The following is a 25,510-nucleotide window of genomic DNA, read 5'->3' as shown; positions in this document are numbered from 1 at the left end:
AGAGGGATGGTTTATGGAAAAAATAAAAGTTGTAATAGCAGATGATGAAAAATTAATAAGAGAAGGACTTAAAATAATACTTTCTAATTTTAGTGATATTGAGGTAGTTTCTCTTTGTAGTAATGGTAAAGAAGTTTTAAATTATTGTAGAAAAAGTAAAGTAGATGTAGTTCTTATGGATATTAGAATGCCTGAGTGTGATGGGGTTTTAGGAACAAGAATTATAAAAGAAGAGTTTAAAGATATAAGAGTATTAATATTAACTACTTTTAATGATACAGAATATATACATGAAGCTCTTAAAGTTGGAGCATCCGGATATCTTCTAAAAGATAGTTCTTATGAGCTTATTTATGAAGGAATAAAAGCTTCACTAAAAGGGAATGTAGTAGTACATCCTGATGTAGCAACTAAAATGATAGATAATACAAATCTTAATTATAAAAGTAATTTTAATGATGTGGTTTCAAAATATAAAATTACAGATAGGGAAGTTACCATAATTAAAGAAATCGCTAATGGACTTTCAAATAAAGAAATATCAGAAAGATTGTATCTTTCTGAAGGGACTATAAAAAATAATATAACAGTTGTTTTAAATAAGTTAGATCTTAGAGATAGAACTCAAATTGCTATTTTTGCATTTAAAAATAATATAGTATAAAAGTTGGAGTTAAGAATTATATTTAAACTTTGTAAATGGTAAGATAAGAAATAAATATTATTAGTTACAGAGATTATAAAGTAATGCTTTAATATAAAAATTTATTTAAAGTACAATTTTAATAAGGTATATTCAATTGATATAAATAAAAGTGACTTTAGTCACTTTTATTTGTTACTTAAGGTAATGGTAAAACCTCCTTAAATTTTCTATTATATAATTAGAAGATTTAAGGAGGTTTTTTTATGGAACTAATAAAGGTAAATAATATAACCAAAAGGTTTAATGATAAATTAGTGTTAGATGATATATCTTTTAAAATAGATAAAGGTGATATATTTGGACTTATAGGACCTAATGGTGCAGGTAAATCTACTTTAATTAATATTATGACAGGTATTCTAAAAAGTAATGGAGGAGATATTACAGTAGATGGATATTCAATAAATAAAAATCTTTTAAAAGTTAAATCCTATATAGGGTTAGTTCCTCAGGAGATAGCTTTAATGGAATCTGTGTCTGCTTATGATAATCTAGAGTTTTTTGGTAGTTTATATGGACTTAAAGGAAAAGATTTGAAAAATAAAATAAATAAAGCATTAGAACTTATAGGTCTTGAAAATAAGAAAAAAGAAAAAGTAAAGAAATTTTCAGGAGGTATGAAAAGAAGATTAAATATAGCAGCTGCAATAATGCATAATCCTAAAATATTAATTATGGATGAACCTACTGTAGGAGTAGATCCTCAATCTAGAAATCATATATTTGAATTTATAAAGAAAATAAACAAAGAAAATAAAACTACAGTAATATATACATCTCATTATATGGAAGAAGTAGAGATGCTTTGTAAAAATATTTTTATAATGGATCTAGGAAAAGAAATAGCTTATGGAAGTAAAAAAAGTATAAAATCTATGATTTTAGATAGAAATAAAGTTACTTTAAATTTAGATAATTATACAGGGGAAATTATATTAGATTTTAGAAATGTAGATGGAGTTAAAGAATGTAGTGAAGAGAAAGGATTAATAAATTTATTAGTAGAGGAGAAAAAGTTTGATTTAAATAAGCTTATGACAGTTATAAATAATCATAAGTGTAAGATAAAAAGTATAAATTTTGAAGATTCAAGCTTAGAAGAAGTATTTCTAAGTTTAACAGGTAAAAAACTTAGAGATTAGGGGGAAATAAGTATGAAATTAAAAGCATTTATAAAAATTTCATTTAAAGGACTTATAAAAAATGTTCATATAATGCTTATTACTTTTGCTATATTTCCTGTAATTATAAGTGTATTATATGGGTATTTTCAAAAAGATATGTTTGAAAAGCCAAATAGCATTTCTAAAATAAGTATTTCTATAGAAGATAGGGACAAGACAACGATATCAAAAAATTTAATTAGTTTTTTAAAAAGTGATAATTTAAAAGATTTATTAGAAATAAAAGATGGGTTAGAAGAAAAAATAGTAATACCTAAAGGGTATGGGGAAAAATTACTTTATAACAAAGATTTAAAAGTAGTTATAGAGGCTAAATCAAATAGTCAGAGTTCAAATTTGTATATTTTAAAAGATATATTAGATAAGTACAATAAAAACTTATATGAGAAATTTGTTATAAATAATAATATAAAAAAATTAAATTTATCTAATGAAGAGAAATTGTTACTTTTAAATAAAGTAGAAATAGATATTAATAGACTATACAAACAAAATGTTATAAAAAATAAAATAGTATCTTCTTATAAAGAATTAAATTCTTATGAGTATTATTCTATATCTATATCAAGTTTTATGTCTATTATACTAATAATATCAGTTACATCAAGTTATTATAATCAAAAGAAAAAAGGAATATTTAATAGAATAATTTCTACACCTATAAGTAAATTTCAATATTTTAATTGTCAAATAATAAATAGTATGTTAGTTGCCCTTGCATTTAATTTTATATATGTGATGGCTTTTAGATTACTTTATTTATCATTTGAAGGATCTTTATTACTTTTAATTTTAATTATAATTTTTAAAAGTTTATTAGAAGCTTCAATAGTAGGAATCATAATAGCATTTTTTAAAAGTAAGAGAGTGGCGGGAATGTTTTTAAAGTTTTTTCTTATGCTTTCTATAGTTATAGGAGGAGTATTTTATCCCTTATATAAAGTAGCTAAAGAAAACTCAGTTATAAATTATTTAAGTAATTATTCTCCTAATGTATTAATAATGAAAACTTATAAAAATTATGTTTTATTCAATTCTTTTCATAGTATAGAGTTTTATTTGATGATGTTTTTATTAACATCAATTGTATTTTATTTTATAAGTATTTTAAAAATTAAGATTAAGTGGGGGGAATAGCTATGGATGTAATAAGATTTGGATTTATACAATTTAAGAGAATGCTAAAAGATAAAAAAGTATTGGTGCTTATGGTGTTAGGATCTCTTATAATTATAGGGGTTGTTGGGTTTATTTCTAAAAAAATTAATAGTAGTAGTGTAGGGATTAATGTAGCATTTAATGTTTTAGATAAAGGATATTATGGAGATAAATTAATAAAGGATTTAAAAATAGAGGATGATGTACATCATGAAAAAAATTCTGAAAAAGTTTTAGAATCTTTAAAAAATAATGATATAATAGCTATTTATGAAATACCTAAAAACTTTACAGAAAAAATACGAAAAGGTGAAAAACCTATAATAAATACTTATAAAAGAGAAAAAGGTAATGGCACAGATTTAATAGAAAAAAGAATAAATGAAGAAATTAACAAGATGTTAAAAGTTAATTTGTTATTAAAAAATAAAATTATTAAAAATAATAGTGAATTATATAATTATAAAGTTAAAGTAGAAATAAAAAGAAATAAAATTGTTTCAGATAACAGTATGATGACAAGTTTTATTTTAATTTCATATATTTTTTTTACTGCCAATTATGTAGTTAGTGAAGTGTTAAGTTTAAGAAAACAAAATATATTAAAAAGGGCTATAACTACTCCTAATAGACCATGGAAAATTATTGGAGGAATTTATATAGGGATGTTTTTTACAATATCATTAATATATAGCATTATAGCTTTAGTTGGTAGAAAAATTGTATATTATCCTATAGAATATTTACCTATGGTTATTATCAATGTAGTTTTAATCACACTTATTGCTATGAGTGTAGGAGTGTTTTTAACAAGGATTTCTAAAAATGAAGGGTTAACAAGCATGATTGTATCTATGGTTGGTACAGCTAATGTATTTTTAGGATTTAAAACTTTAGGAAATAATTCTCAAGGTTCAATAGTTCTAAATAGTTTAACGAAGCTTTCTCCTTTTTATTGGTCTTTTGATTCTATAAAAAATTTAAAGTTGTTTCCTAATGCTATAATTCTAATTTTAATAGCCTTAGTATTTTTTACAGCAGGAAATATCAAACTTAGGAATTTTGTTAATGATTAAAATAAAGAAAGTGGAATTTAAAAGTTTCACTTTCTTTATTATTTATAAGTTGAAAAGATATAGGTTATAATTAAATAAGAAATTTTCTTATTAAGGGTTTTATAAAAGATACTAATATAATTTTTTTATAGAATTTAATAATTAAACTAAATTGGTATATACAACATAACAATATGATGATATAATAATATTGAAAATGACATAGAATAAAAGTGAGATGTAAGAAAGGAAGAGATGTAATGAGAAAAGTTTCAAAACAAAGTCCACTTCCTCTTCACTATCAAATAAAAGAAATATTACAGGAAATGATAGAAAATGAAGAATTAAATCCAGGAGATTTAATACCTACAGAAAGAGAGCTTTGTGAAATTCAAGGTGTAAGTAGGATGACCATAAATAAAGCTATAATGTCTTTGGTTAATGAAGGGTTATTATATAGAGAACAAGGGAAAGGTACTTTTGTAGCAAAGCCTAAACAAAAGCAAGAATTTACTGGTTTAAAAGGCTTCTCAGAAGAAATGAAAGAAAAAGGGTTTAAAACTAGTACTGAAATTTTATCCTTTGATATAAAAGAAGCAACTAGAAAGATCAAAGATGTACTTTGTATGAAAGATACTAAAGTTATTGAAATAGAAAGATTAAGAAAAACAGAAAAATCACCTATATCTTTAGAAATTGTATGGATTCCTTATAATTTGTGTAAAAATATGACTAGAGATAGTATAGATGGAGAGTCTTTGTATAAAACATTTAAAGAAAAATATGGATATAATTTAACAAAAGCTAAACAAACTATAGAACCTATAATGCTAAATGATTATCAAAGTGAATATTTAAATCAAGAAGAAAATGCTTTGTCTTTAATGGTTGAAAGAACAACTTATATAGAAAATAGTATTCCTATAGAATATACAAAAGCTATTTATAGAAGTGATATATATAAGTTTGAAATGACTTTAAAGTAAAAGTAGATAATAAAGCTTTTAAAAGGATGTGTATTTTATGAAAGCAATAGTTAATGGGAAAATAATTAAAGAAAATTCTATAATATATGATGGAGCAATTCTGTTTAATGAAAAGATTGTAGACATAGTTAAGTTTAAAGATATAAATTATAGTGATGTGGATGAAGTTATAGATGCAAAAGGAAATTATATTTCTCCAGGTTTTATAGATTTACATATACATGGATCTGGCGGTAAAGATACTATGGATGGAAAGGTTGATTCTATAAAAACTATAAGTAATACTATAGCTAAAAGAGGTGTTACAGCTTTTTTACCTACAACTATGACTGTTAGTAAAGAAGAGATATATAAAGCTTTAGATATAATTAAAAAGTGTATGAATATAGAATTAGAAGGAGCTAAGGTTTTAGGATGCCATCTAGAAGGACCTTTTATAAATGAAAATTATAAAGGAGCACAAAGAGCAGATTATATATTAAAACCTAGTTATGATTTTATAAAAGATTATAAAGATGTAATAAAAATAATAACTCTTGCGCCAGAAAAAGATGAGAATTTTGAATTTATAAGAAAAGTTAAAAATAATACAGATATAATTTTATCTATAGGACATTCTAATGCTACTTATGAAGAAGCTATGGAGTCAATAGATGAAGGTATAAGTCATGGAACTCATACTTTTAATGCCATGACGCCGCTACATCATAGAAAACCAGGAATTGTTGGAGCTATTTTTAATAGTGATATATATAGTGAATTAATAGCAGATAAAATCCATGTTCATGAAGCTATTTTTACTCCTCTAATAAAGCTGAAAGGTAAAGATAAAGTAATTCTTATAACTGATTCTATGAGAGCAGGTTGTATGAAAGATGGTAAATGGGATTTAGGGGGACAAAATGTTACAGTTAAAGATGGTTCCGCAAGGCTAGAAGATGGTACTTTAGCAGGAAGTATTTTAACTTTAGATAAAGCGGTGAAAAATGTTTTTGAAAATACTGATATAAAAATTTGGGAAGCAGTTTCCATGGTTACTAAAAATCCAGCAAAGGATATAAATATATATAATAAAAAAGGAAGTTTAAGTATAGGAAAAGACTCGGATATAATTGTCTTTGATGAAAAATTTAATGTTAATTGTACTATTGTAGAAGGTAGAATTGTATTTAAAATTTAATTTTAATAGAGGTGTTTAAGATGAGAATAATTGTTGTAAATAATTATGAAGAAATGAGTAGAAAAGCAGCAGATATGATGGCAAGTCAAGTTATATTAAAACCAGATAGTGTACTAGGATTAGCTACAGGAAGTACTCCTTTAGGTATGTATAAGGAGTTAGTAGATAGATATGAAAAAGAAGGATTAGATTTTTCAAAGGTTACAACTTTTAATTTAGATGAGTATTATGGAATTACAAGGGAAAATACTCAAAGTTATTATTATTATATGAGAAACAATTTATTTAAACATATAAACATAGATTTACAAAAAACTAATATACCTAACGGATCCGCTGAAAGTATAGAAAAAGAGTGTGAAGAATATGAAGAAAGAATAAAAAAAGCTGGTGGCATAGATATACAAGTTTTAGGTATAGGTTCAAATGGACATATAGGATTTAATGAACCAGACATTAATTTTGAAGCTGAAACTCATTTAGTTAATTTAGATGAGGAAACTATAAAAGCAAATTCAAGATTTTTTAATTCTAAAGAGGATGTACCAGTAAAAGCTATAAGTATGGGTATAAAAACCATAATGCAGTCAAAAAAAATAATACTTTTAGCTAATGGAGAAGGAAAAGCAGAGGCTATATATGAAACTGTAAAAGGAAAAATAAATCCTAATACTCCAGCGTCTATACTTCAACTTCATAATGATGTTACTATAATATTAGATAAGAATGCAGCATCTAAAATTCAATAAAAGTATTATAAATTTTTTATACACATATGGTTTTTTATTTAAACTATATGTGTTTTTATATAATATAAGTAAATTTTAAACTTTTTTAGTAATCTTAATATTTGGTAAGGAATAAGAAATGTTCTTGTAGCTTTAATAAAGGGTTTAAATTAAAAAAGTAAAAATACAATAATACATATTTTTTCTCAAAAGAAATAATTTGGAATAATTATAATAAGTATATGATATAATTATTAAATATAAGGATTATTTAAAATATAATGTTAGTTTAGTGTATAATTTTATTGGAGGTAAGATTAATGGATATTTACGAAATTGAAGCAATGAGAGAGCTAAAAAGTTGGCAGAAAAAAATGAGCAAGAAGCCTTCTATTATTGATAAAACAACTAAAAGTATGCAAGGAAAGTTTAATAGTTTTATTCCAGAAAAAGCTCACAGGATAATAACTGCTTCTATTAAAAGTATGACAAAAGTTGTTATATTAGGTTCAGAATTTGTATCCAAACCTCCCTTAAAAATGGTTAATCTTAAATATAGAGAGGATTTAGTAAGAGATAAGATAGATTCATATAGAAAGACTGCGGCAACAACAGGAGCTGGAACTGGATTTGGAGGAATAGTTTTAGGAATGGCAGATTTCCCTATATTATTATCTATAAAAATTAAATTTTTATTTGATGTTGCTAGTATATATGGATTTGATGTAAAAGATTATAGAGAAAGATTATATATACTCTATATTTTTCAATTAGCATTTTCAAGTCAGGAAAAAAGAAATGAAATTTATTATAAGATATTAAACTGGGATAGCTATGTAAAAACTCTTCCCATAAATAAAGATGATTTTAATTGGAGAGAATTTCAACAGGAATATAGAGACTATATGGATATAGCAAAAATGCTTCAATTAGTACCAGGAATAGGTGCTGTAGTAGGGGCTTATGCTAATTATAAATTAGTTAGTAAATTAGGAGAAACTGCTATGAATTCATATAGAGTTAGAATATTATAAAACTTACTTTATAAAATTTAAAAAATATATTGACAAGGTTTAAATTTTAATATATTATATAAATATACCAACTGGTAATAACCTCATTACCAAGTGGTTCCTAAGATTACTTAGTATATTATATGATTCAAAAGTATAGGTTTTTTTAAAGTATATATAGTGGTAATTACATCAGTACAACAAACAATGTAGGAAGGTGAAATAATGGGTAAAATTTTTAATATTGAAGAAGAAGAACTTCAAAACCTAGGAGGCTTTAATACAGCTAAGGAAATACAACAACAGCCTGAAATTTGGAGTGAAACTTTAGAGATAGTAAAAAATAATAAAGAAAAAATATCAAAATATATAAAAAAGCAATTAAATAAAAAGGATTTAAGAATAATTTTAACAGGAGCAGGAACTTCAGCTTTTGTTGGGGAAGTAGCAGCTCCTTATTTAGGGAGACTTTTAGGTAAAAGAGTAGAAGCAATTCATACAACAGATATTGTTAGTAACCCAGAAGATTATTTAGAAAAAGAAACACCAACAGTTTTAGTATCATTTGCTCGTTCAGGTAATAGTCCAGAAAGTGTAGCTACTTATAATTTAGCGGAGAAATTAATAGACCATGTTGGACAACTTGTTATTACTTGTAATAAAGAAGGAGCATTAGCACAAAAGGCTAAAGATGATGAAAAAAATCTAGTGGTTTTAATGCCAGAAAAATCTAATGACAAAGGTTTTGCCATGACAAGTAGTTTTACATCAATGCTTTTAACTACATTGACTATATTTGATATTGATAATTTAGATAAAAATATTGATACTATGGGCAAAATAATAAAGGGTGCTTCTAAAATAATTAATAATGAATCTAAAGAAATTTTAGATCTTGTAAACCTAAAATATGATAGAGTAATCTATTTAGGATCATCTTCTTTAAAAGGATTAGCAAGAGAATCCGCTTTAAAGGGTTTAGAACTTGCAAGTGGAAAAGTTGTAACATCTTATGATTCAGTTTTAGCTTTTAGACATGGTCCTAAATCTATAATAAATGATAAAACATTAGTATTTATGTTTATGTCAAATGATAAGCATGCAAGAAAGTATGAAATGGATTTATTAAAAGAAATAAATAATGATAAGGGACAGCATAAAATAATTGCTATAACTCCTGAATATGAAGAAGAAGTTAAAGAAAATTCATATAAAATGTTTAGTTTAAGTGATGAAAAAAATAATATAAAAGAAGCTTATTTAGCTTTAGATTATATAATATATGCTCAAGTTTTTGCATTCTTATATTCAAAGGAACTTGGAATAAGCCCCGACAACCCAAGACCAGATGGAACTGTAAATAGAGTTGTTAAAGGTGTAATTATTCATCAATACGATAAATAACAAATATTTAGAAAATATAATTTAATAATTACAAGTAAAGTGAATCATACCATTAATTTTCTGTATTAATTTTTATGAATTAATGGTATGATAATAACCTATAGCAATAATAATTATTATTTAATAATAGGAGGTAGTAAGATGGCAAATATTTTAATGACAAGAATTGACAACAGATTAGTACATGGTCAAGTAGGAGTAACATGGGTTAATTATTTAGGAGCTAATTTGATAGTTGTTGCAAATGACGAAGTATCTACTGATGAAGTTAGACAAAACTTAATGGATATGGTTGTACCAGATGTTATAGGAACAAGATATTTTTCAATACAAAAAACTATAGATGTTATTCATATGGCTGCAGATGATCAATTAATATTTGTAGTTTGTGATACACCTCAAGATGTATTAAGACTTGTAGAAGGTGGAGTTCCTATAAAAAAAGTTAATATAGGAAATATGCATTTTAGTGAAGGAAAAGAGCAAATTTCTAGTACAGTTTCAGTTGATGAAGATGATAGAAAAACTTTTAAAAGATTACATGAACTTGGAGTGGAATTAGAAATTAGAAGAGTACCAGATGAAAAAATTGAAGTTGATATATTAAAATTTATATAAGTTTAATCTACATGTAAACGTTAATAAATTTTTGTATATAAAGTAAAAAAATGTAACATAAGAAAAGTATAAAGGGGGAAATAAACTAATGTTAGTTCAAGCATTATTAATTGGTCTTTGGGCCGGTATACTTGGAATGGAAATGTTTAACGGATTATTCCATTTTCATAGGCCTATATTTGCAGGAATTATAGTAGGTGTCATATTAGGAGATGTTCAAACAGGAATTATAGCAGGTGCTACTTTTGAGTTATTCTTTGCAGGCATGGTTCCTTTAGCAGGAGCACAGCCTCCAAATGTAGTTATAGCAGGGATTATAGGAACAGCTTTTGCAATAATAACTAAGCAAAGTGCTGAAGTCTCTTTAGGGGTAGCCCTTCCATTTGGATTAGCGGTACAAGCTGCTATTACGTTCTTATTCACTATTTTTTCAGGATTCATGAAAAAAGCAGATAAAGCAGCAGAAGAAGCAGATCCAAAAGGAATTGCTAAAGTTAATTACATTGCATTGTTGTCATTATTTTCATTTTATTTTGTAGTTGCATTTTTACCAATATATTTAGGTGCAGATTCAGCTAAAGGTCTTGTAGACGTATTGAATTCAACAGCAGCAGGAAAACTTATAATTGGTGGATTAGGAGTAGCTGGAGCAATGATGCCAGCAGTAGGTTTTGCTACTTTACTTAAAATAATGCTTAAAAAACAATATGCAGCATTCCTAATAATAGGTTTTATGCTTTCAGCTTACGGAAAATTAGATATATTACCAATAGCTTTAATAGGGGGAGCTATAGCTGCATATGATTATTTCTTAAATGAGAAAAAAGGAAATGTTACTAAGAAGGAGGTGCCTTCACGTGGAATCTAATGTAAAAGGTTATGAAGATAAAAGTGTTGAAAAGGTTATAACTAAAAAAGATTTAAATAAAATGGCATGGAGATCAATGTTACTTCAAGCGTCTTTTAACTATGAAAGAATGCAAGCTGCAGGATGGCTATATAGTTTGCTTCCAGGACTTAAAAAAATACACAAAAACAAAAAAGATTTATCGGATTCAATGAAAGATCATATGGAATTCTTTAATACACATCCATTTTTAGTAACTTTCATAATGGGAATAGTTACTGCAATGGAAGAGAACAAAGCTGACAGAGATACTATTAGAAGTATAAAAGTTGCTACAATGGGACCTCTTGGAGGAATAGGAGATGCACTATTTTGGCTTACATTACTTCCAATATGTGTAGGTATAGGAGCATCTTTTGGTAAAACAGGAAGTGCCCTTGGAGCTGTTATATTCTTAGTTTTATTTAATGTAGTTCATTTATCATTAAGATTTGGATTAATGCATTATGGTTATAAAACTGGAGTTAAAGCAATATCTAAACTAAAAGAAGGTACTAAAAAAGTATCAAGAGCAGCATCAATACTTGGTATAACTGTTTTAGGAGCTTTAATATCTTCTTACATTAAATTAGAAACAACAGCTGTAATTACAGCTGGTAAAGCAAAAATTGCATTACAAAAAGATGTTTTAGATAAAGTTTTAATAAATTTATTACCTCTTTTATATGCATTATTAATGTATAGATTAGTTAAAAAAGGTTGGTCACCACTTAAACTTGTTATGTTAACAGTTGCAATAGGTTTAGTAGGTAGATTCTTCAACGTATTATAATATATTACAAGTTAATGAATCAAAATGAATGATTTTAAACATTCATTTTGATTCATGTTTTTAATTTTTATTTAAAAGAGAGGATGATTAACATGATAGGAATAATAGTTAGTGGTCACGGAAATTTTGCAACAGGACTTACAAGTTCTTTAAAACTTATAGCTGGTGAACAAAAAGATTTAATTGCTGTAGATTTTACTATGGATGATACTACAGATACTTTAAAAGAAAAAATGGAAAAAGCTATGGAAAAATTAAAAGAATGTGAAGGAATAGCTTTTCTTACTGATATTGTAGGAGGGTCACCTTTTAAGACAGCAGCTCTTTTAGGAATGGGTAAAGAGGATATGCTAGTTATCTCTGGAACTAATTTAGGAATGCTTTTAGAAGGATCTTTGTGTAGAGAAGGATTAACAATGGAAGAACTTAAAGACACTTTACTTAGATCTGGAAAAGAAGCTATGAAAGTTTATGAAAATAAAAAGAAAAAACAAAATTCTTGTGGCGGAATTTAATATTGGAGATGATTAACTTTGAAATTAGGTATAAAAGTTAAGAAGGTATATTTAGAAGATAGAGTTTTAGAAAATTCAATAGTAATACTTGAAGATGGTTTAATAAAATCAATTTTAAATTCTAAAGATGAAAAAAATTTAGATTTAGATAAAATTTTAAATATGGAAAATTATAATTTGATGCCAGGGTTAATAGATACACACATACATGGTGGTGCTAGTTTTGATACTATGGATGGAGATTTTGAATCTATTAATGAGATATCAAAATATTTATCAACTAGAGGGGTAACATCCTTTGTTCCAACTACAGTAACAGATGATGTTTCAAATATAAAAATAGCTGTAGAAAATGTAAAAAAATCTATAGGAAAAGTTGAAGGTGCTGAAATACTTGGTTCTTATGTAGAAGGACCTTATTTAACTAAAGAGCATAAAGGTGCTCATCCAGAAAAATTATTAAAACATATAGATATAGAAGAAATAAAAGAAATACTTAAAGTAGGAGAAGGAACAGTAAAAACTATTACAATTGCTCCAGAAAAAGAAAATTCAATAGAATCTATAAAATATATTACAGAGAAAAATGTGAATGTATCTATGGGTCATACTAGTTCAAATTATAATAGAGCAATAGAGGCTATAGATGCAGGCGCTAAAATTGCAGTTCATATTTATAATGGGATGAGAGGTTTAAAACATAGAGAACCAAATTTTATAGGTGCTGCATTAACAAGAGATGATGTTTATTGTGAACTTATAGCAGATATGATACATGTTCATCCAGCAGCTATAGATATAGTATTAAGATGTAAGGGTAAAGATAAAGTAGTTTTAATCAGTGATGCTATGAGAGCTGGAGGACTAAAAGATGGAGAATATATGCTTGGAACATTAAAGGTTATAGTTAAAGATGGGGTTGCAAGAACTGAAAGCGGATCTTTAGCAGGCAGTACTACAAACTTAATGTATTCAATAAAAAATATGTTAGAAAATCTTCCGCTTAAAGATATAGAGGCTATAAATATGGCTTCATTAAATCCAGCTAAACTTTTAAAATTAGATAAAGAAATAGGAAGTATAAAAGAAGGCAAAAAAGCTAATTTAGTAGTTGTAGATGATGATTTTAAGGTAATAAAAACATTGGTGAATGGAAAAATTGTATATGAAAATTAGAAGGACTTATAGTTTTAAATTTTATTAAATATAAAGCTATAAATACCTGTTATTTATATTAGATTAGACACATTCAAATACATTAAAACTTAGGAGTGATTAATAATGTTAGTAACAACAAAAGAAATATTAAAAAAAGCTCAAGAAGGAAAGTATGCAGTACCAGCTTTTAATATTCATAACTTAGAAACAATAAGAGTAGTAGTAGAGACAGCTGCAGAAATGAAATCACCAGTAATAATAGCAGGAACACCAGGAACAATTAAATATGCTGGAGGAGAATATTTAGTAGCAATACTTGAAGCTGCATCTAAAAAACACAATATTCCAATAGCGCTACATTTAGATCACTTTGAAGATGTAGAAGAAATAAAAAAATATATAGATGAAGGATTTACATCTGCAATGATAGATGCATCTAAAAAATCCTATGAAGAAAATATAAAAACAGTTAAAGAAGTTGTTGACTATGCTCATGAAAGAGGAGTAGTAGTTGAAGCAGAACTTGGTAAATTAGGTGGACAAGAAGATGACTTAGTAGTAGATGAAAAAGATGCAATGTATACAAACCCAGATCAAGCAAAAGAGTTTGTAGAAAAGACAGGAATAGATTCCTTAGCAGTAGCAATAGGAACAGCTCATGGACTTTATAAAGGTGAACCTAAATTAGATTATGATAGATTAAAAGAAATAAGAAAAGAAGTAGAAGTTCCTTTAGTACTTCACGGAGCATCTGATGTACCAGAAGAATCAGTTAAAAATACAATAGAACTTGGAATATGTAAAGTAAATATAGCAACAGATTTAAAAATACCATTTGCAAAGGCAGTAAAAGAATATTTTAAAGAAAATCCAGATGCAAATGATCCAAGAAAATATATGACACCAGGAAAAGAAGCGATGAAAGAAATAGTAGTAGATAAAATAAAAATGTGTGGAAGTGAGAATAGAGCATGATAACTGTATTAAACTTAAACGCATCAATAGACAAAAGATATGAAATAAAAGATATAGAAAAAGGAAAAGTTATGAGAGCAAGATCTGTAGAAAATACTGCAGGAGGCAAGGGAATACACGTAGCTAATGTAGCCACTATACTTGGAGAAGATGTACTTGCTACAGGATTCTTAGGTGGAAAAACTGGAGAATTTATAGAAGACAAGCTTAAAGATATGGGTATAAGAGGTGATTTTAGTAAGGTGGAAGGGTCTACAAGAGAATGCCTAGCTTTTATAACAGATGATTTAGAGCAAACAGAAGTATTAGAGCCTGGTCCTTGTATAAAAGAAGAAGAGTTAAAAGAATTTTTGATAAAATACGATGACCTTCTTAAAAAAAGCAGTATAATTTCAGCTTCAGGAAGCGTACCTAAAAAAGTACCAAAAGATATATATAAAACATTAATAGAAAAAGCAAGAAAAGAAGGCAAAAAGTTTTTATTAGATACAAGTGGAGAGCTTTTATTAAAAGGTATAGAAGCAAAGCCCTTTTTTATAAAACCTAACCAAGATGAAATAGAAATGATAACAGGAAATAAAGTTTCAAATGAAAAAGAAATAATAAAAGAAATAAAGAAATTAAGAGAAATGGGAATAGAGTGCGTTACAGTATCTTTAGGAAAAGATGGATCTTTAGTTGGATATAAAGATAAGATATATAAAGTAGAAGTTCCAAAGATAAAAGCAATAAATCCAGTAGGATCAGGAGATTCATTTGTAGGAGGATTTGCTGTAGGTCTTGAAAGAGGATATAACATAAAAGATACAATAGCACTAGCTGCAGCTTGTGGTACAGCTAATGCAATAGAGGAAGAAACAGGATTTGTTAGAAAAGAAGTAGTAGATGAAATAGTAAAAGATATTAAAATAAGTGTAATTTAATTTTTAAATTATATTTATATATAAAGTAGTATAATAAAATTCTATGACCGTATTATTTTATTAACTAACAAAACAATTCTATTATAAAAAAAGTGCTTTTTAATAAGTGCAACTAAAAGCTGTTGATAAAATATATAATTTATCAACGGCTTTTGTGATTTAAATATAATGAAAATTTTAAATATATATTGTAATAATATATATTTAAAACTATAGTTATAGTATAATATATTATGAAAAATTTGTTATTAAACAGTTTATTTTTTAATTTAATATAACTAAATAAAATTATTTAAGGAAATAAAGGACAAAGGAAAAGGGGAAATGTTTTATGGAAAATAAATATAATTGTTTAGTATGTGGAGAAGAGATTGTTTATAGTGAACAGTCAGAAAAATTAAAATGTTTTTATTGCAAAAAGGAGTTTTCTTCCAATGCTAAATGTAAAAATGGACACTTTGTATGTGATAGTTGTCATTCATTAGGTGCATATGAAATAATAAAGAAATATTGTAATGAAACCGTTTCAAAGAATCCTTTGAAAATAGCTATAGATTTGATGAAACATCCTTCTATAAAAATGCATGGACCGGAGCATCATTTTCTAGTACCAGCAGTTTTAACAGCTGCTTATTATAATACTATTAATAAAAGGGAAAACATAAAAGATAAATTAGAAGAAGTAGAAAAAAGAGCTAAAAATATATTAGGAGGGTTTTGCGGGTTTTATGGAAATTGTGGAGCAGCAGTAGGCACAGGAATATTCATGAGTGTAATTACTGGAGCTACACCTCTTTCAAAAAAAGAATGGAAAATGTCTAATTTAATGACATCTAAAAGTCTTCTTTCAATTTCAGAATTTGGAGGCCCTAGATGTTGTAAGAGAGATACATTTTTATCTATAGAGGAAGCAGTTGATTTTATAGAGGAAAATTTAAATGTAACTTTAGAAAAACAAGATGTTAAATGTAATTTTAGTAATATTAATAAGCAATGTTTAAAAGAAGAATGTAAATTTCATTAATTTTAAAATTATATGTATTATTTAATAGCAGGTATTAATAAAACTATTTAAAAATGGGGCAATTTATAATGTTAGAAACTAAATTATTAACTTTTCTTACAGTAGGTAAGATAAAAAATTATACAAAATCTGCACAAATTCTTAATTTAACTCAACCAGCAGTATCTCAACATATAAAATATTTAGAACAATATTATGGAGTTAAACTTATAAAAAAAAGTGGAAGAAATATTGAACTTACTTTAGAAGGAAAAGAATTTTTTCAGTATGCTAAAAAAGTAGAAATATTAGAAAAAAATATTTATAGGAGATTTAGAAATAAATCCTTTATAGAAAAAACTTGTAATATTGGTGCAACTTTAACAATAGGAGGATATGTTCTCCCTAATATTTTAGGTGAATATAAAGAAAATCATTCAAAAATAGAAGTAATACTAACTGTAAATAATACAGAAGAAATATTAAAAAAGATAATAAAAGAAGAAATAGATTTAGGCTTAGTAGAAGGACCTTTTGATAAAAATAAATTTAAATATAAAAAATTTAAAGATGATGAACTTGTATTAGCTTTTTCACCTAAGCATGAATTTTCAAAAGAAGATTATGCTAATATAGATACAATACTTGGAGGAAAACTAATATTAAGAGAAGAAGGTTCTGGAACTAGAAAATATTTTGAAAATATATTAATTAAGCAAGGATATAAACCTAGTGACCTAAATATATATATGGAAGTAGGAAGTATAGATGCTATAAAAGCTTTAGTAGAGGCAAATTTAGGATACACAATAATATCAAAAGCTGCTATAGAAAGGGAACTAAAGCTTGGAGTTATAAAAACATTGCCTATGAAAAACAAAGAATTGAAAGAAGTAAGATTTCGAAGGGAATTTAATTTTGTTTATTTGGAAAAAAGTATAGATAAATATTTAAAAAATATTATGGATTTTTGTTTGAAAAGAGATGTAATGAATCTGTAATAGAATTTTACAAGTTTATTACAATTTAGTTGTATATATATGCTTTTGTAATTTTATAATTAAATTATAAAGTTACAAAAGAAAGTAGGTATTTATATGAGAAGAAGAATGGATAGGAAAAATAAAAAAAAGAAGCATATAATGATTAGCTTACTTACGATAATTTCAGTGATTATAGGAGGGTTTTTTATAACAACTACTGTATTATCTAACATAAAAACTAAAAAACATCAAAAAATGCTTCAAGCAGTTAAAGACAAAGAGTTAGCTAAAAAAAGAGAAGAAGAGAAGAAAAATAGATTGAAATCCTATGAATATCCAGCTTCAGAAGTAGAGAAAATAGTTGCTAGATCATATGAAAATTCTAGTAAAAGCGAAGAGGATTCAAAAAATAAAACTGAAAGTAAATCTAAGGGGAAAAATAAAAAGTTACCAAATAATAAACCTAGAAAAACAATTCCAAAGGATAAAAAGATTGCTTTTTTGACAATGGATGATGGGCCCTCTACAACAGTTACTCCAAAGATTTTAGATGTACTTAAGGAAAAGGGAGTAAAAGCTACATTTTTTTTAGTAGGAGAAACTATAGACCAAAATAAAATTTCTCAAAATTTGGTTAAAAGGATTTATAATGAAGGACATGCTATAGGTAATCATTCATATACTCATAATATGAAAAAACTTTATCCTCATAATAAATTAAATATAGAAAATTTTATGAATGAAGTTAATAAAACTAACGAATCTATAAAAAAAGCTTTAGGAAAAGATTTTTATAGTAAAATAATTAGAATGCCAGGAGGATATATGTCTAGAAAGTATTACAATGATCCAAATCTTCCTGAGTTTAATAAAAAATTAAAAGAAAGAAAAATGCATTCAATAGATTGGAATGCTTTAAGTGGAGATGCAGAAGGAGGACATAAAAATAAGGACGAGTTATTACAGTTTTTAAAGGATTCTATAGGAAGTAAAAAACAAATAGTTATATTAACTCATGATACTTATGGAAAAGAAAGTTCTTTTAAGGCACTTCCTCTTATAATAGACTATCTAAAATCACAGGGGTATGAATTTGGAACTATAAGATAATAATATTAAAAATTAATTCTTAAATTATATAAAAACTATCATTTAATTAGAATATTAGATGATAGTTTTTATTTTAAGGGTATGAAAAAATAGAAGTTTTTAAAATAAGTTTATTTAAAGATGTATAAGTATAGCTTATAAAACTATAACAAATTATAATTTTTATTTATATAAAACCTTTGGTATAATTCATAAAGAGGTGATTATTATGACAAAATTTAAAAAACTAGTTCCAGGAATTATATTTACACTTTTTATTGCTATTATATCTATGTATATAAATGACTCTATAAAAGATGTAATAAATCTAGAAGCTTTAACTATAGGAATAATTATAGGAATAATCTATAATAATACTATAAAAACCCAAGCTGTATTTAAAGAGGGAGTAAAGTTTTCTCTTAAAAGACTATTAAAAGTTGGAATAGTACTTTTAGGTTTTAAACTTAATTTTAATGCTATATTAAAATTAGGACCTAAAGTTATTTTAATGGTTTTAATATTTGTACCAAGTGTTTTGATTATCGCAACTGTTTTAGGAAAGGTATTTAAGGCTCAAAATAAATTAGCTACTTTAATTGGAGTTGGATCTTGCATATGCGGAGCTTCAGCAGTAGTTGCATTAGCTCCTACAATAAATGCAGAAGATGAGGATTCTGTTGTAGCAGTATCTATAGTTAGTTTTTTAGGTGCTGTTGGAGTTTTGGTATATTCAGCTATAGCTGTAACTAGTAGTATGACAAATGTTCAATATGGAATTTGGTCTGGAGTTTCTCTTCATGGAGTTGCTCATGCTATTGCAGCAGCTTTTGCTAGAGGTGATTCAGCAGGAGAAATAGGAACTTTTGTTAAAATGGCTAGAGTTTTAATGCTAGTACCTGTATCTTTAGTGCTAGGTTTTATGTTTAATAAAGGTAATGGCAATAGTAAAAAAGCTAAATTTCCTATGTATGTTTTATATTTTATTATTGCAGGAATAGTAAGTTCAATTGGTATTATTCCAGTTTCTATAATAAGTATATTAACTAAGTTAAGTTCAATATTCATATTAATGGCAATGGTTGCAATGGGTCTTTCTGTAGACTTTAAAAGTATAAGAGATAAAGGAATGAAAGCACTACTTATAGGATGTATATTATTTTTAATAACATCAACTTCTACATATATGATTGTTACAACATTTATGTAATATTAATAAATTTTATAAAAACATAAATCAGTTAATATATAAATAAAAGTTTATATATTTTAGATAAAAAAAAACAAAATTTTATTTTTAAAATACAAGGTTATTTATAAGTTTAAAACTTCCTTTGAAAATTAAGAAAATTTTTCCGTGATAATATTATGAAAAATTGGAGAAAATATTTCTGAAGGAGGGATATATAAACATGAAGAAAAAATTTAATCATGTATTCAGTTTTATAACTACTATTGTTTTTGTATTTGGAATGTTTGTAAGTACAGTTACAGCAGCAAGTAGAATGAATATAAATAGTAAAGAAGAAAATAAAGAAGAGTCAAAAACAGATTCTTTGAATGTAGATGCAAAATCAGCACTACTTATTGAACCTACTACAGGTAAAGTCCTTTATGAAAAAAATTCACATGAAAAGCTAGCACCAGCTTCTGTTACTAAAGTAATGACAATGCTTTTAACTATGGAACGTATAGATTCTGGTAAAATGAAGTTATCAGATAAAGTAACAGTTAGTGAAAATGCAAAGAAAATGGGTGGTAGCAGTATGCTTTTAGATACTGGAGAAGTAAGAACTGTAGAAGAGCTCATAAAAGGAATAGGAATAGCTTCAGGAAATGATGCAGCTGTTGCAATGGCCGAATATATAGGAGGAAGCCAAGAAAACTTTGTTAAGATGATGAATGAAAAAGCTAAAAGTTTAAATATGAAAGATACTTCTTTTAAAAACTGCACAGGTCTTAATGCAGAAGGTCATGTAACTACAGCTTATGATATTTCATTAATGTCAAGAGAACTTTTAAAACATAAAAAGATATTAAAATATACAGGAACATATATGGAAACTATATCTGAAGGAAGAAAAAGTCCTATAGGACTTGTAAACCATAATAAACTAGTAAGATTTTTTAAAGGTTGTGATGGATTAAAAACTGGTTTTACAGAAGAAGCTAAATATTGTATATCTGCCACAGCTAAAAGAGATGGAGTAAGAATGCTTTGTGTAATAATGGGCTCTCCAACTTACAAGGTAAGAAATAAAGATGCAAGTAATTTAATGAATTATGGTTTTTCTAAATTTGGAAATAAAAAAGTTGTTAAAAAAGGAGAAGCTGTTGCTAAAGTACCTTTAAATTCAAAAGGAGATAAATACTTTATAGCTAAATCTTGCGAAGATTTTAATACAATTGTAGAAAAAGGCAAAGAAAGTAAAATAACTAAAAAATGCATAATTGATAAAAGCAAAAAAGAATATAAAGCTAATGAAATAGTAGGTAAATGTGAGTTTTATATGAATGGTAAACTAGTAGGAAAAGTTAACATTAAAAGTGATAGAAATATAAGAACTTCTAGTTTATTTAATAATTTAAAAAATGGATTTGAAAGATTAATAGATAGAGGAGTGTAATATAGAGCTATATTAGTTACAAAGTATATACTTTATAATTAATTACAAAGACTATATATTCCTAATTATTATAAAGACTGTTAAGTAATATATTTATTTAACAGTCTTTTAGATTTTACAATTAATAATATTAAGCTAGTTTAAAATAAATAGAAGAATATTTTTAAATTTATATAAAAAAGCAAGAAGTATCTAAATACATAAATAAAGCTTTAGGTTATTACTATCTTTGTGATAAAATATTACTATATTTATATAATTATATATTATTCAGGAGAGATAAATAGATGAGCTTAAATATAAAAATACATAATTTTAATGGGCCTTTTGATTTATTACTTCATCTTATTAAAAAAAATAAGATGGATATTTACGATATACAGATATATGAAATAACAAATCAGTATTTGGAATATTTAAATCAAATGGAGGATTTAGATTTAGAAGTTACTTCAGAATTTATAGTGATGGCATCTAGATTAATAGAGATAAAGTCTAAATACTTACTTCCTAAACAAGAAAAAGAAGATGATGAAGAAAAAGATCCAAGAAAAGAATTAGTGGACAAGCTTTTGGAGTACAAAAAATTTAAGGCAGTAGCAGAATTTTTAAAAAGTAAGCAAGAAGTAAGTGGAGTGTGTTTTAGTAAAAAACCAGAAATTATAGAAGAAAAGAAAAAAGATCCATCTATAAAGGAATTATTTCAAAATATAACTATGTTAGATTTATATAATACTTATAATAAACTTATAAACAATTATATTAATAAAATGAATGTTTCAACAGATTTTAAAGGTGAAATATATTTAGAAAAATATAAAATAGAAGATAAAATAAAATTGATAATGGATAATATTAAAAATAACTCTAAGTATGAGTTTTCAAATTTTATAGATGAATGTGAATCTAAATTAGAAGTAGTTATAACTTTTTTAGCTATATTAGAACTTGTTAAATCAAGAATTATAGAAGTACATCAATCCTATAATTTTGATAAAATTTATCTAGAGAGGACCGAAAAAAATGAATAATAAAAGAAGAATAGATCAAACAGAAATTGCAGAAGTATCTAAAATAGATACTTATAAATCTATTATAGAATCATTGCTATTTGTAACAGGAGAGCCCCTTAGCATAAGGGAAATAGGAACTATAATAAGATGTAATGAAAGAGAAACTTTAGAAATAGTAAAGGAAATGGAAAAAGACTATAAAAATAGATCTAGAGGTATAAAGCTTATTTCTTCTAATAAAATGCTGCAATTAGTTACTAAACCTAATAACAGTGAGTATGTACAAAGGCTTTTAAAAACAAATGTTAGACAATCCTTGTCTCAAGCAGCATTAGAAACTTTGTCTATAATAGCTTATAAGCAACCTATAACTAGAGTAGCAATTGATGAGATAAGAGGGGTTAAAAGTGATAGAGCTATATATACTTTATTAGAAAAAAGTATAATAAAAGAATGTGGGAGATTGGAAGTACCCGGAAGGCCAATACTATATTCTACTACGGAAGAGTTTATAAAATATTTTGGGTTAGATAGTATGGAGAGTATACCAAGCTTAGAAGATATATTAAATAATTTTGGAGAAATGTCTAAAAATTTAAAGAGTGAATAATGTTTACATCACTCTATTGTAAGATATATTAGTGGTAATTATTTTAGATTATTTAATGTAAAATCAAACAAATAAATTATAAATAAAAATAAAAAAGATATAGGTGAAAGTAAATTTCTCCTATATCTTTTTCCTTTATATGTTACTGTTTTCGGAATTAGTTTCATTTTCTTCTTTGCAACAATTAGATTCTTCAGGGGATTTCTTTTTTATCATTCCCTTTACTATATCCATTATTTGTGGAACATTATCTATTAGTTTATCATAAGTTGTTTTATGATCTACAGATAAAAGTCTAACAGTATCATTTTTAGTTACAAGAAAAGCTACTGGTTTAACAGTAACACCTGCACCTGAGCCTCCACCAAAAGGATAATCATCTTTTCCTTCTTCTGCAGTAGAATTTAGTTCGAATTCAGTTCCACCAGAAGCAAATCCAAAGGATACTTTTGAAATAGGTATGATAGTATTTCCATCAGGAGTGGTAAAAGCGTCTCCAACGATTGTATTAACATCTATCATATCTTTTATGTTTTCCATTGTGTTTTTCATTAAATTTTCTATAGGATGATTTGAGTCCATTTTATAACCTCCTAAGTTTTATTGTTATAAGTATAACTTATGTTCTTTAAGGCACATGAAAATAACTAATAGTTTAAATAGCATAATAGATTTTGTTAAATATAGTTATTTACTCTTTCTAATAGTTTTTTATTAAAAGGAGGTTAAAAACCATAGTTTAAACATTAAAGTAGATTAGTTATTTATTTTAGTATGCCTAAGATTTACAAGAAAAATAATTCCTATATAAATAACTTTAGCTAAATTTATATAAAATATACTGCTTAATTTTAAATTTATGTAATTAGTGTTTTTAAATACAGGGGACATGTTAATTTTAAAGTGTTTAATTTTAAATAGATTTTTTAAATTAATATAAATTAAAGGATATATATTATATAAAAATCCAGATATTATAGCAGTAAAAGCTGCATCTTCTAAACCATATTTTGCGTTTAAATCAAAATTTATTTTAGGTTTGAATGTTGATTTTTTTAATATTTTTAAAAATAATTTAGCTTTAGATAATGTTATTTTATTTCTAACTTTAGTTTTTATTATAATTTTCTTTTTAGATTTTTTCTTTAGTTTAATAAGACCAAGCTTCTTTTTAAAAATAAAAACAGAAATTTTACTATTTGATATCTTTATAGTTATTTTTATTGGAATAGGAAAGAATAAAATTAAGATTAAAATTATCACAAATATTAAAAATACATACATTTATAAATCCTCCTAGTTAGAACATTATAAATTATAACCAAAAATGCCTTATTATATAACATTACATAAATATAGTTATGTACATAAAAATAAAAGTAAACTAATCAGTATTTTTATTAAATATTTGCTAAAAATAATACTAATTAAATAATACAGGAGTGGTTGATTTGAAAAAAAATAATATTATTATTTTTCTTATAATAAGTTTAGTAATTAATTGTATAGTACCTTTTAAAGTAATGGGTAAAACAAATGATTACATAAGTAGTTATGTTAAAACTGAAAAACAGCCAATTTATATTGATGCTAAAAATGCTATTGCGATAGATGCTAATACCGGTGCTGTTTTATATGAAAAAAATTCTAATGAATTAGTGCCTATTGCAAGTACTACCAAAATTATAACTACTTTAGTTACTCTTAAATATGGTAATTTAGATAAAGAAGTTAAAATTTCAGAAAATGCAGCTAAAATAAAAGGTTCAACAGTAGGATATAAAAAAGGTGAAATTGTTACATTAAGAGAACTACTATTTGGTCTTATGTTAAGATCAGGTAATGATGCTGCTATAGCCATAGCAGAAGGAGTAGCTGGAAGTGTAGATGAGTTTGCAAAACTTATGAATGAATATAGTGCAGAAATAGGCCTTTTAAATAGTCATTTTCAAACACCGCATGGACTAGATAAAGATCAGCATTATTCTACAGCTTATGATTTAGCAAGAGCCACAGCTATAGCTAAACAAAATAAATGGTTTAATAAGATTGTAGGTACTAAAGATATAGATAAAGGTGAATACAATTTTACTAGAAGCTATCATAATATAAATAAGATATTATGGAAAATTCCTGGAGCCAATGGAGTAAAGACTGGATATACAGGAAAAGCTGGAAAGTGTCTTGTAACTTCTTCAAAATTTAAAGAAAGTGAAGTAATAATAGTTGTATTAAATTGTACTCCTAGGTGGAAAGAAACAGAAAAAATTTATAAATATTTAGAAAAAAATTATGACTTTAAAAAAGTGTGTTCAAAAAATCAAGTTTTAGGGGAAAGTATATTTGAGGAAGGTACAGTTAAAATAGTAGCTGATAAAGATGTCATTGTTCCTTTTAAAAAAGGTGGAAATTATTCTGTTAAGGTATTTAAACCTAAATCTTTAAAATGGAAAGTTGAAAAGGGAGATAAATTTGGAACATTATGTGTATTTGAAAATGATAAATTGATATATAAATTAGAATTAAAAGCTGGTAATTCTCTAAATAAAAATAATATAAAAAAATGGTTCTTTGATATGAGTAAAAGTAGTTAGGTTAATTATAATAAGAGAGATTCAAATAAATAACTAGTAATAATATGGTTTGTTTTGTAAAGGTATCTTTTTTTAGAATTTACCATAGGAATTTATTACAAGAGCTTAAATTATTGTATTAAAAAAATAAAAAGAGCATTTTTTATTTTCATAAGGATAAAAGCATATATTACATAAATACACTTTTAATTATAAAATGTATTCAATAATATATGCTTTTATTATATAAATGTTTAAATAAGGTATTATTTTATAAGTTATAAATTTAAATATTATTTAGGCTGATTAATAATTCAAATTTAAATGGAA

26 protein-coding genes are annotated in these 25,510 nt (G+C 25.6%); 24 read left to right on the top strand and 2 right to left on the bottom strand.

The features are described from left to right. Window positions 1-13 precede the first annotated feature (13 nt). The 23 genes from ABDZ71_RS13510 (at window position 14) to scpB (ending at window position 22,607) form a co-directional block, all read left to right on the top strand. Window positions 14-664 (top strand): response regulator transcription factor, encoded by a 651-nt coding sequence (locus tag ABDZ71_RS13510; protein ID WP_343762257.1) that lies wholly within the window; start codon window positions 14-16, stop codon window positions 662-664. Between the two features lie 245 nt (window positions 665-909). Then, window positions 910-1,848 carry an ABC transporter ATP-binding protein gene (locus ABDZ71_RS13505; RefSeq protein WP_343762256.1) on the top strand — a complete coding sequence of 313 codons (939 nt, stop codon included), beginning with the start codon at window positions 910-912 and terminating at the stop codon, window positions 1,846-1,848. A gap of 12 nt (window positions 1,849-1,860) precedes the next feature. Then, window positions 1,861-3,027 (top strand): ABC transporter permease, encoded by a 1,167-nt coding sequence (locus tag ABDZ71_RS13500; RefSeq protein ID WP_343762254.1) that lies wholly within the window; start codon window positions 1,861-1,863, stop codon window positions 3,025-3,027. A 2-nt stretch (window positions 3,028-3,029) separates the two neighbouring features. After that, window positions 3,030-4,124, top strand: a complete 1,095-nt coding sequence (locus ABDZ71_RS13495) for an ABC transporter permease (protein ID WP_343762252.1) — start codon at window positions 3,030-3,032, stop codon at window positions 4,122-4,124. A gap of 239 nt (window positions 4,125-4,363) precedes the next feature. Next, window positions 4,364-5,089 carry a GntR family transcriptional regulator gene (locus tag ABDZ71_RS13490; RefSeq protein WP_343762251.1) on the top strand — a complete coding sequence of 242 codons (726 nt, stop codon included), beginning with the start codon at window positions 4,364-4,366 and terminating at the stop codon, window positions 5,087-5,089. A 37-nt stretch (window positions 5,090-5,126) separates the two neighbouring features. Further along, window positions 5,127-6,269: an N-acetylglucosamine-6-phosphate deacetylase gene (gene nagA, locus ABDZ71_RS13485; RefSeq protein WP_343762249.1), complete on the top strand. Its 1,143-nt coding sequence runs from the start codon at window positions 5,127-5,129 to the stop codon at window positions 6,267-6,269. A gap of 20 nt (window positions 6,270-6,289) precedes the next feature. Next, window positions 6,290-7,018 (top strand): glucosamine-6-phosphate deaminase, encoded by a 729-nt coding sequence (nagB, locus tag ABDZ71_RS13480; protein WP_343762247.1) that lies wholly within the window; start codon window positions 6,290-6,292, stop codon window positions 7,016-7,018. Window positions 7,019-7,317: 299 nt separating this feature from the next. Further along, window positions 7,318-8,031, top strand: coding sequence for an EcsC family protein (locus ABDZ71_RS13475; RefSeq protein ID WP_343762245.1), 714 nt, complete (start codon window positions 7,318-7,320; stop codon window positions 8,029-8,031). Window positions 8,032-8,235: 204 nt separating this feature from the next. After that, window positions 8,236-9,414, top strand: a complete 1,179-nt coding sequence (locus ABDZ71_RS13470; protein WP_343762243.1) for an SIS domain-containing protein — start codon at window positions 8,236-8,238, stop codon at window positions 9,412-9,414. 141 nt (window positions 9,415-9,555) lie between these two features. After that, window positions 9,556-10,032, top strand: a complete 477-nt coding sequence (agaV, locus tag ABDZ71_RS13465; protein ID WP_343762242.1) for a PTS N-acetylgalactosamine transporter subunit IIB — start codon at window positions 9,556-9,558, stop codon at window positions 10,030-10,032. 88 nt (window positions 10,033-10,120) lie between these two features. Next, window positions 10,121-10,900, top strand: a complete 780-nt coding sequence (gene agaW, locus ABDZ71_RS13460) for a PTS N-acetylgalactosamine transporter subunit IIC (protein WP_343762240.1) — start codon at window positions 10,121-10,123, stop codon at window positions 10,898-10,900. Next, window positions 10,890-11,711 carry a PTS system mannose/fructose/sorbose family transporter subunit IID gene (locus ABDZ71_RS13455; RefSeq protein WP_343762237.1) on the top strand — a complete coding sequence of 274 codons (822 nt, stop codon included), beginning with the start codon at window positions 10,890-10,892 and terminating at the stop codon, window positions 11,709-11,711. The genes agaW and ABDZ71_RS13455 overlap by 11 nt, the downstream gene beginning before the upstream one ends. 92 nt (window positions 11,712-11,803) lie before the next feature. Beyond that, the gene (gene agaF / locus ABDZ71_RS13450; RefSeq protein WP_343762236.1) at window positions 11,804-12,226 is read left to right on the top strand and encodes a PTS galactosamine/N-acetylgalactosamine transporter subunit IIA; all 423 of its coding nucleotides are present in this window, start codon (window positions 11,804-11,806) and stop codon (window positions 12,224-12,226) included. Window positions 12,227-12,244: 18 nt separating this feature from the next. Then, a complete protein-coding gene (gene nagA, locus ABDZ71_RS13445; protein ID WP_343762234.1) occupies window positions 12,245-13,402 on the top strand; it encodes an N-acetylglucosamine-6-phosphate deacetylase in 1,158 nt (385 codons plus the stop codon). Between the two features lie 105 nt (window positions 13,403-13,507). Next, entirely contained in the window at window positions 13,508-14,359 is an 852-nt protein-coding gene (locus ABDZ71_RS13440) for a tagatose bisphosphate family class II aldolase (protein ID WP_343762233.1), read from the top strand. Further along, window positions 14,356-15,282 carry a 1-phosphofructokinase gene (gene pfkB, locus ABDZ71_RS13435; protein ID WP_343762231.1) on the top strand — a complete coding sequence of 309 codons (927 nt, stop codon included), beginning with the start codon at window positions 14,356-14,358 and terminating at the stop codon, window positions 15,280-15,282. Before ABDZ71_RS13440 ends, pfkB begins: the two co-directional genes overlap by 4 nt. A gap of 331 nt (window positions 15,283-15,613) precedes the next feature. Next, window positions 15,614-16,306: a DUF5714 domain-containing protein gene (locus ABDZ71_RS13430; RefSeq protein ID WP_343762230.1), complete on the top strand. Its 693-nt coding sequence runs from the start codon at window positions 15,614-15,616 to the stop codon at window positions 16,304-16,306. 68 nt (window positions 16,307-16,374) lie between these two features. Further along, window positions 16,375-17,286, top strand: a complete 912-nt coding sequence (locus ABDZ71_RS13425) for a LysR family transcriptional regulator (RefSeq protein WP_343762228.1) — start codon at window positions 16,375-16,377, stop codon at window positions 17,284-17,286. 96 nt (window positions 17,287-17,382) lie between these two features. Then, a complete protein-coding gene (locus ABDZ71_RS13420; protein ID WP_343762226.1) occupies window positions 17,383-18,378 on the top strand; it encodes a polysaccharide deacetylase family protein in 996 nt (331 codons plus the stop codon). A gap of 208 nt (window positions 18,379-18,586) precedes the next feature. Continuing rightward, a complete protein-coding gene (locus ABDZ71_RS13415; protein ID WP_343762225.1) occupies window positions 18,587-19,567 on the top strand; it encodes a YeiH family protein in 981 nt (326 codons plus the stop codon). A 202-nt stretch (window positions 19,568-19,769) separates the two neighbouring features. Next, window positions 19,770-20,984 (top strand): D-alanyl-D-alanine carboxypeptidase family protein, encoded by a 1,215-nt coding sequence (locus ABDZ71_RS13410; protein ID WP_343762224.1) that lies wholly within the window; start codon window positions 19,770-19,772, stop codon window positions 20,982-20,984. A 287-nt stretch (window positions 20,985-21,271) separates the two neighbouring features. Then, the gene (locus ABDZ71_RS13405; protein ID WP_343762223.1) at window positions 21,272-22,015 is read left to right on the top strand and encodes a segregation/condensation protein A; all 744 of its coding nucleotides are present in this window, start codon (window positions 21,272-21,274) and stop codon (window positions 22,013-22,015) included. Further along, entirely contained in the window at window positions 22,008-22,607 is a 600-nt protein-coding gene (gene scpB / locus ABDZ71_RS13400) for an SMC-Scp complex subunit ScpB (RefSeq protein WP_343762221.1), read from the top strand. The genes ABDZ71_RS13405 and scpB overlap by 8 nt, the downstream gene beginning before the upstream one ends. Window positions 22,608-22,742: 135 nt before the next feature. On the opposite strand, the gene ytfJ is transcribed toward scpB, so the two are convergent. Beyond that, window positions 22,743-23,189 carry a GerW family sporulation protein gene (ytfJ, locus tag ABDZ71_RS13395; RefSeq protein ID WP_343762220.1) on the bottom strand — a complete coding sequence of 149 codons (447 nt, stop codon included), beginning with the start codon at window positions 23,187-23,189 and terminating at the stop codon, window positions 22,743-22,745. A 174-nt stretch (window positions 23,190-23,363) separates the two neighbouring features. Next, complete coding sequence (locus ABDZ71_RS13390; RefSeq protein WP_343762219.1) at window positions 23,364-23,891, bottom strand: DUF2953 domain-containing protein; 528 nt, start codon at window positions 23,889-23,891, stop codon at window positions 23,364-23,366. A 158-nt stretch (window positions 23,892-24,049) separates the two neighbouring features. Here ABDZ71_RS13390 and ABDZ71_RS13385 point away from each other — a divergent pair, with 158 nt between their 5' ends. Continuing rightward, complete coding sequence (locus ABDZ71_RS13385) at window positions 24,050-25,201, top strand: D-alanyl-D-alanine carboxypeptidase family protein (RefSeq protein WP_425544712.1); 1,152 nt, start codon at window positions 24,050-24,052, stop codon at window positions 25,199-25,201. Window positions 25,202-25,510: the final 309 nt, after the last annotated feature.

Origin of the sequence: Clostridium oceanicum (assembly GCF_039521385.1) — a bacterium.
GTDB lineage: Bacteria > Bacillota > Clostridia > Clostridiales > Clostridiaceae > Clostridium_F > Clostridium_F oceanicum.
This window is presented reverse-complemented; position numbering and strand designations above follow the sequence as displayed.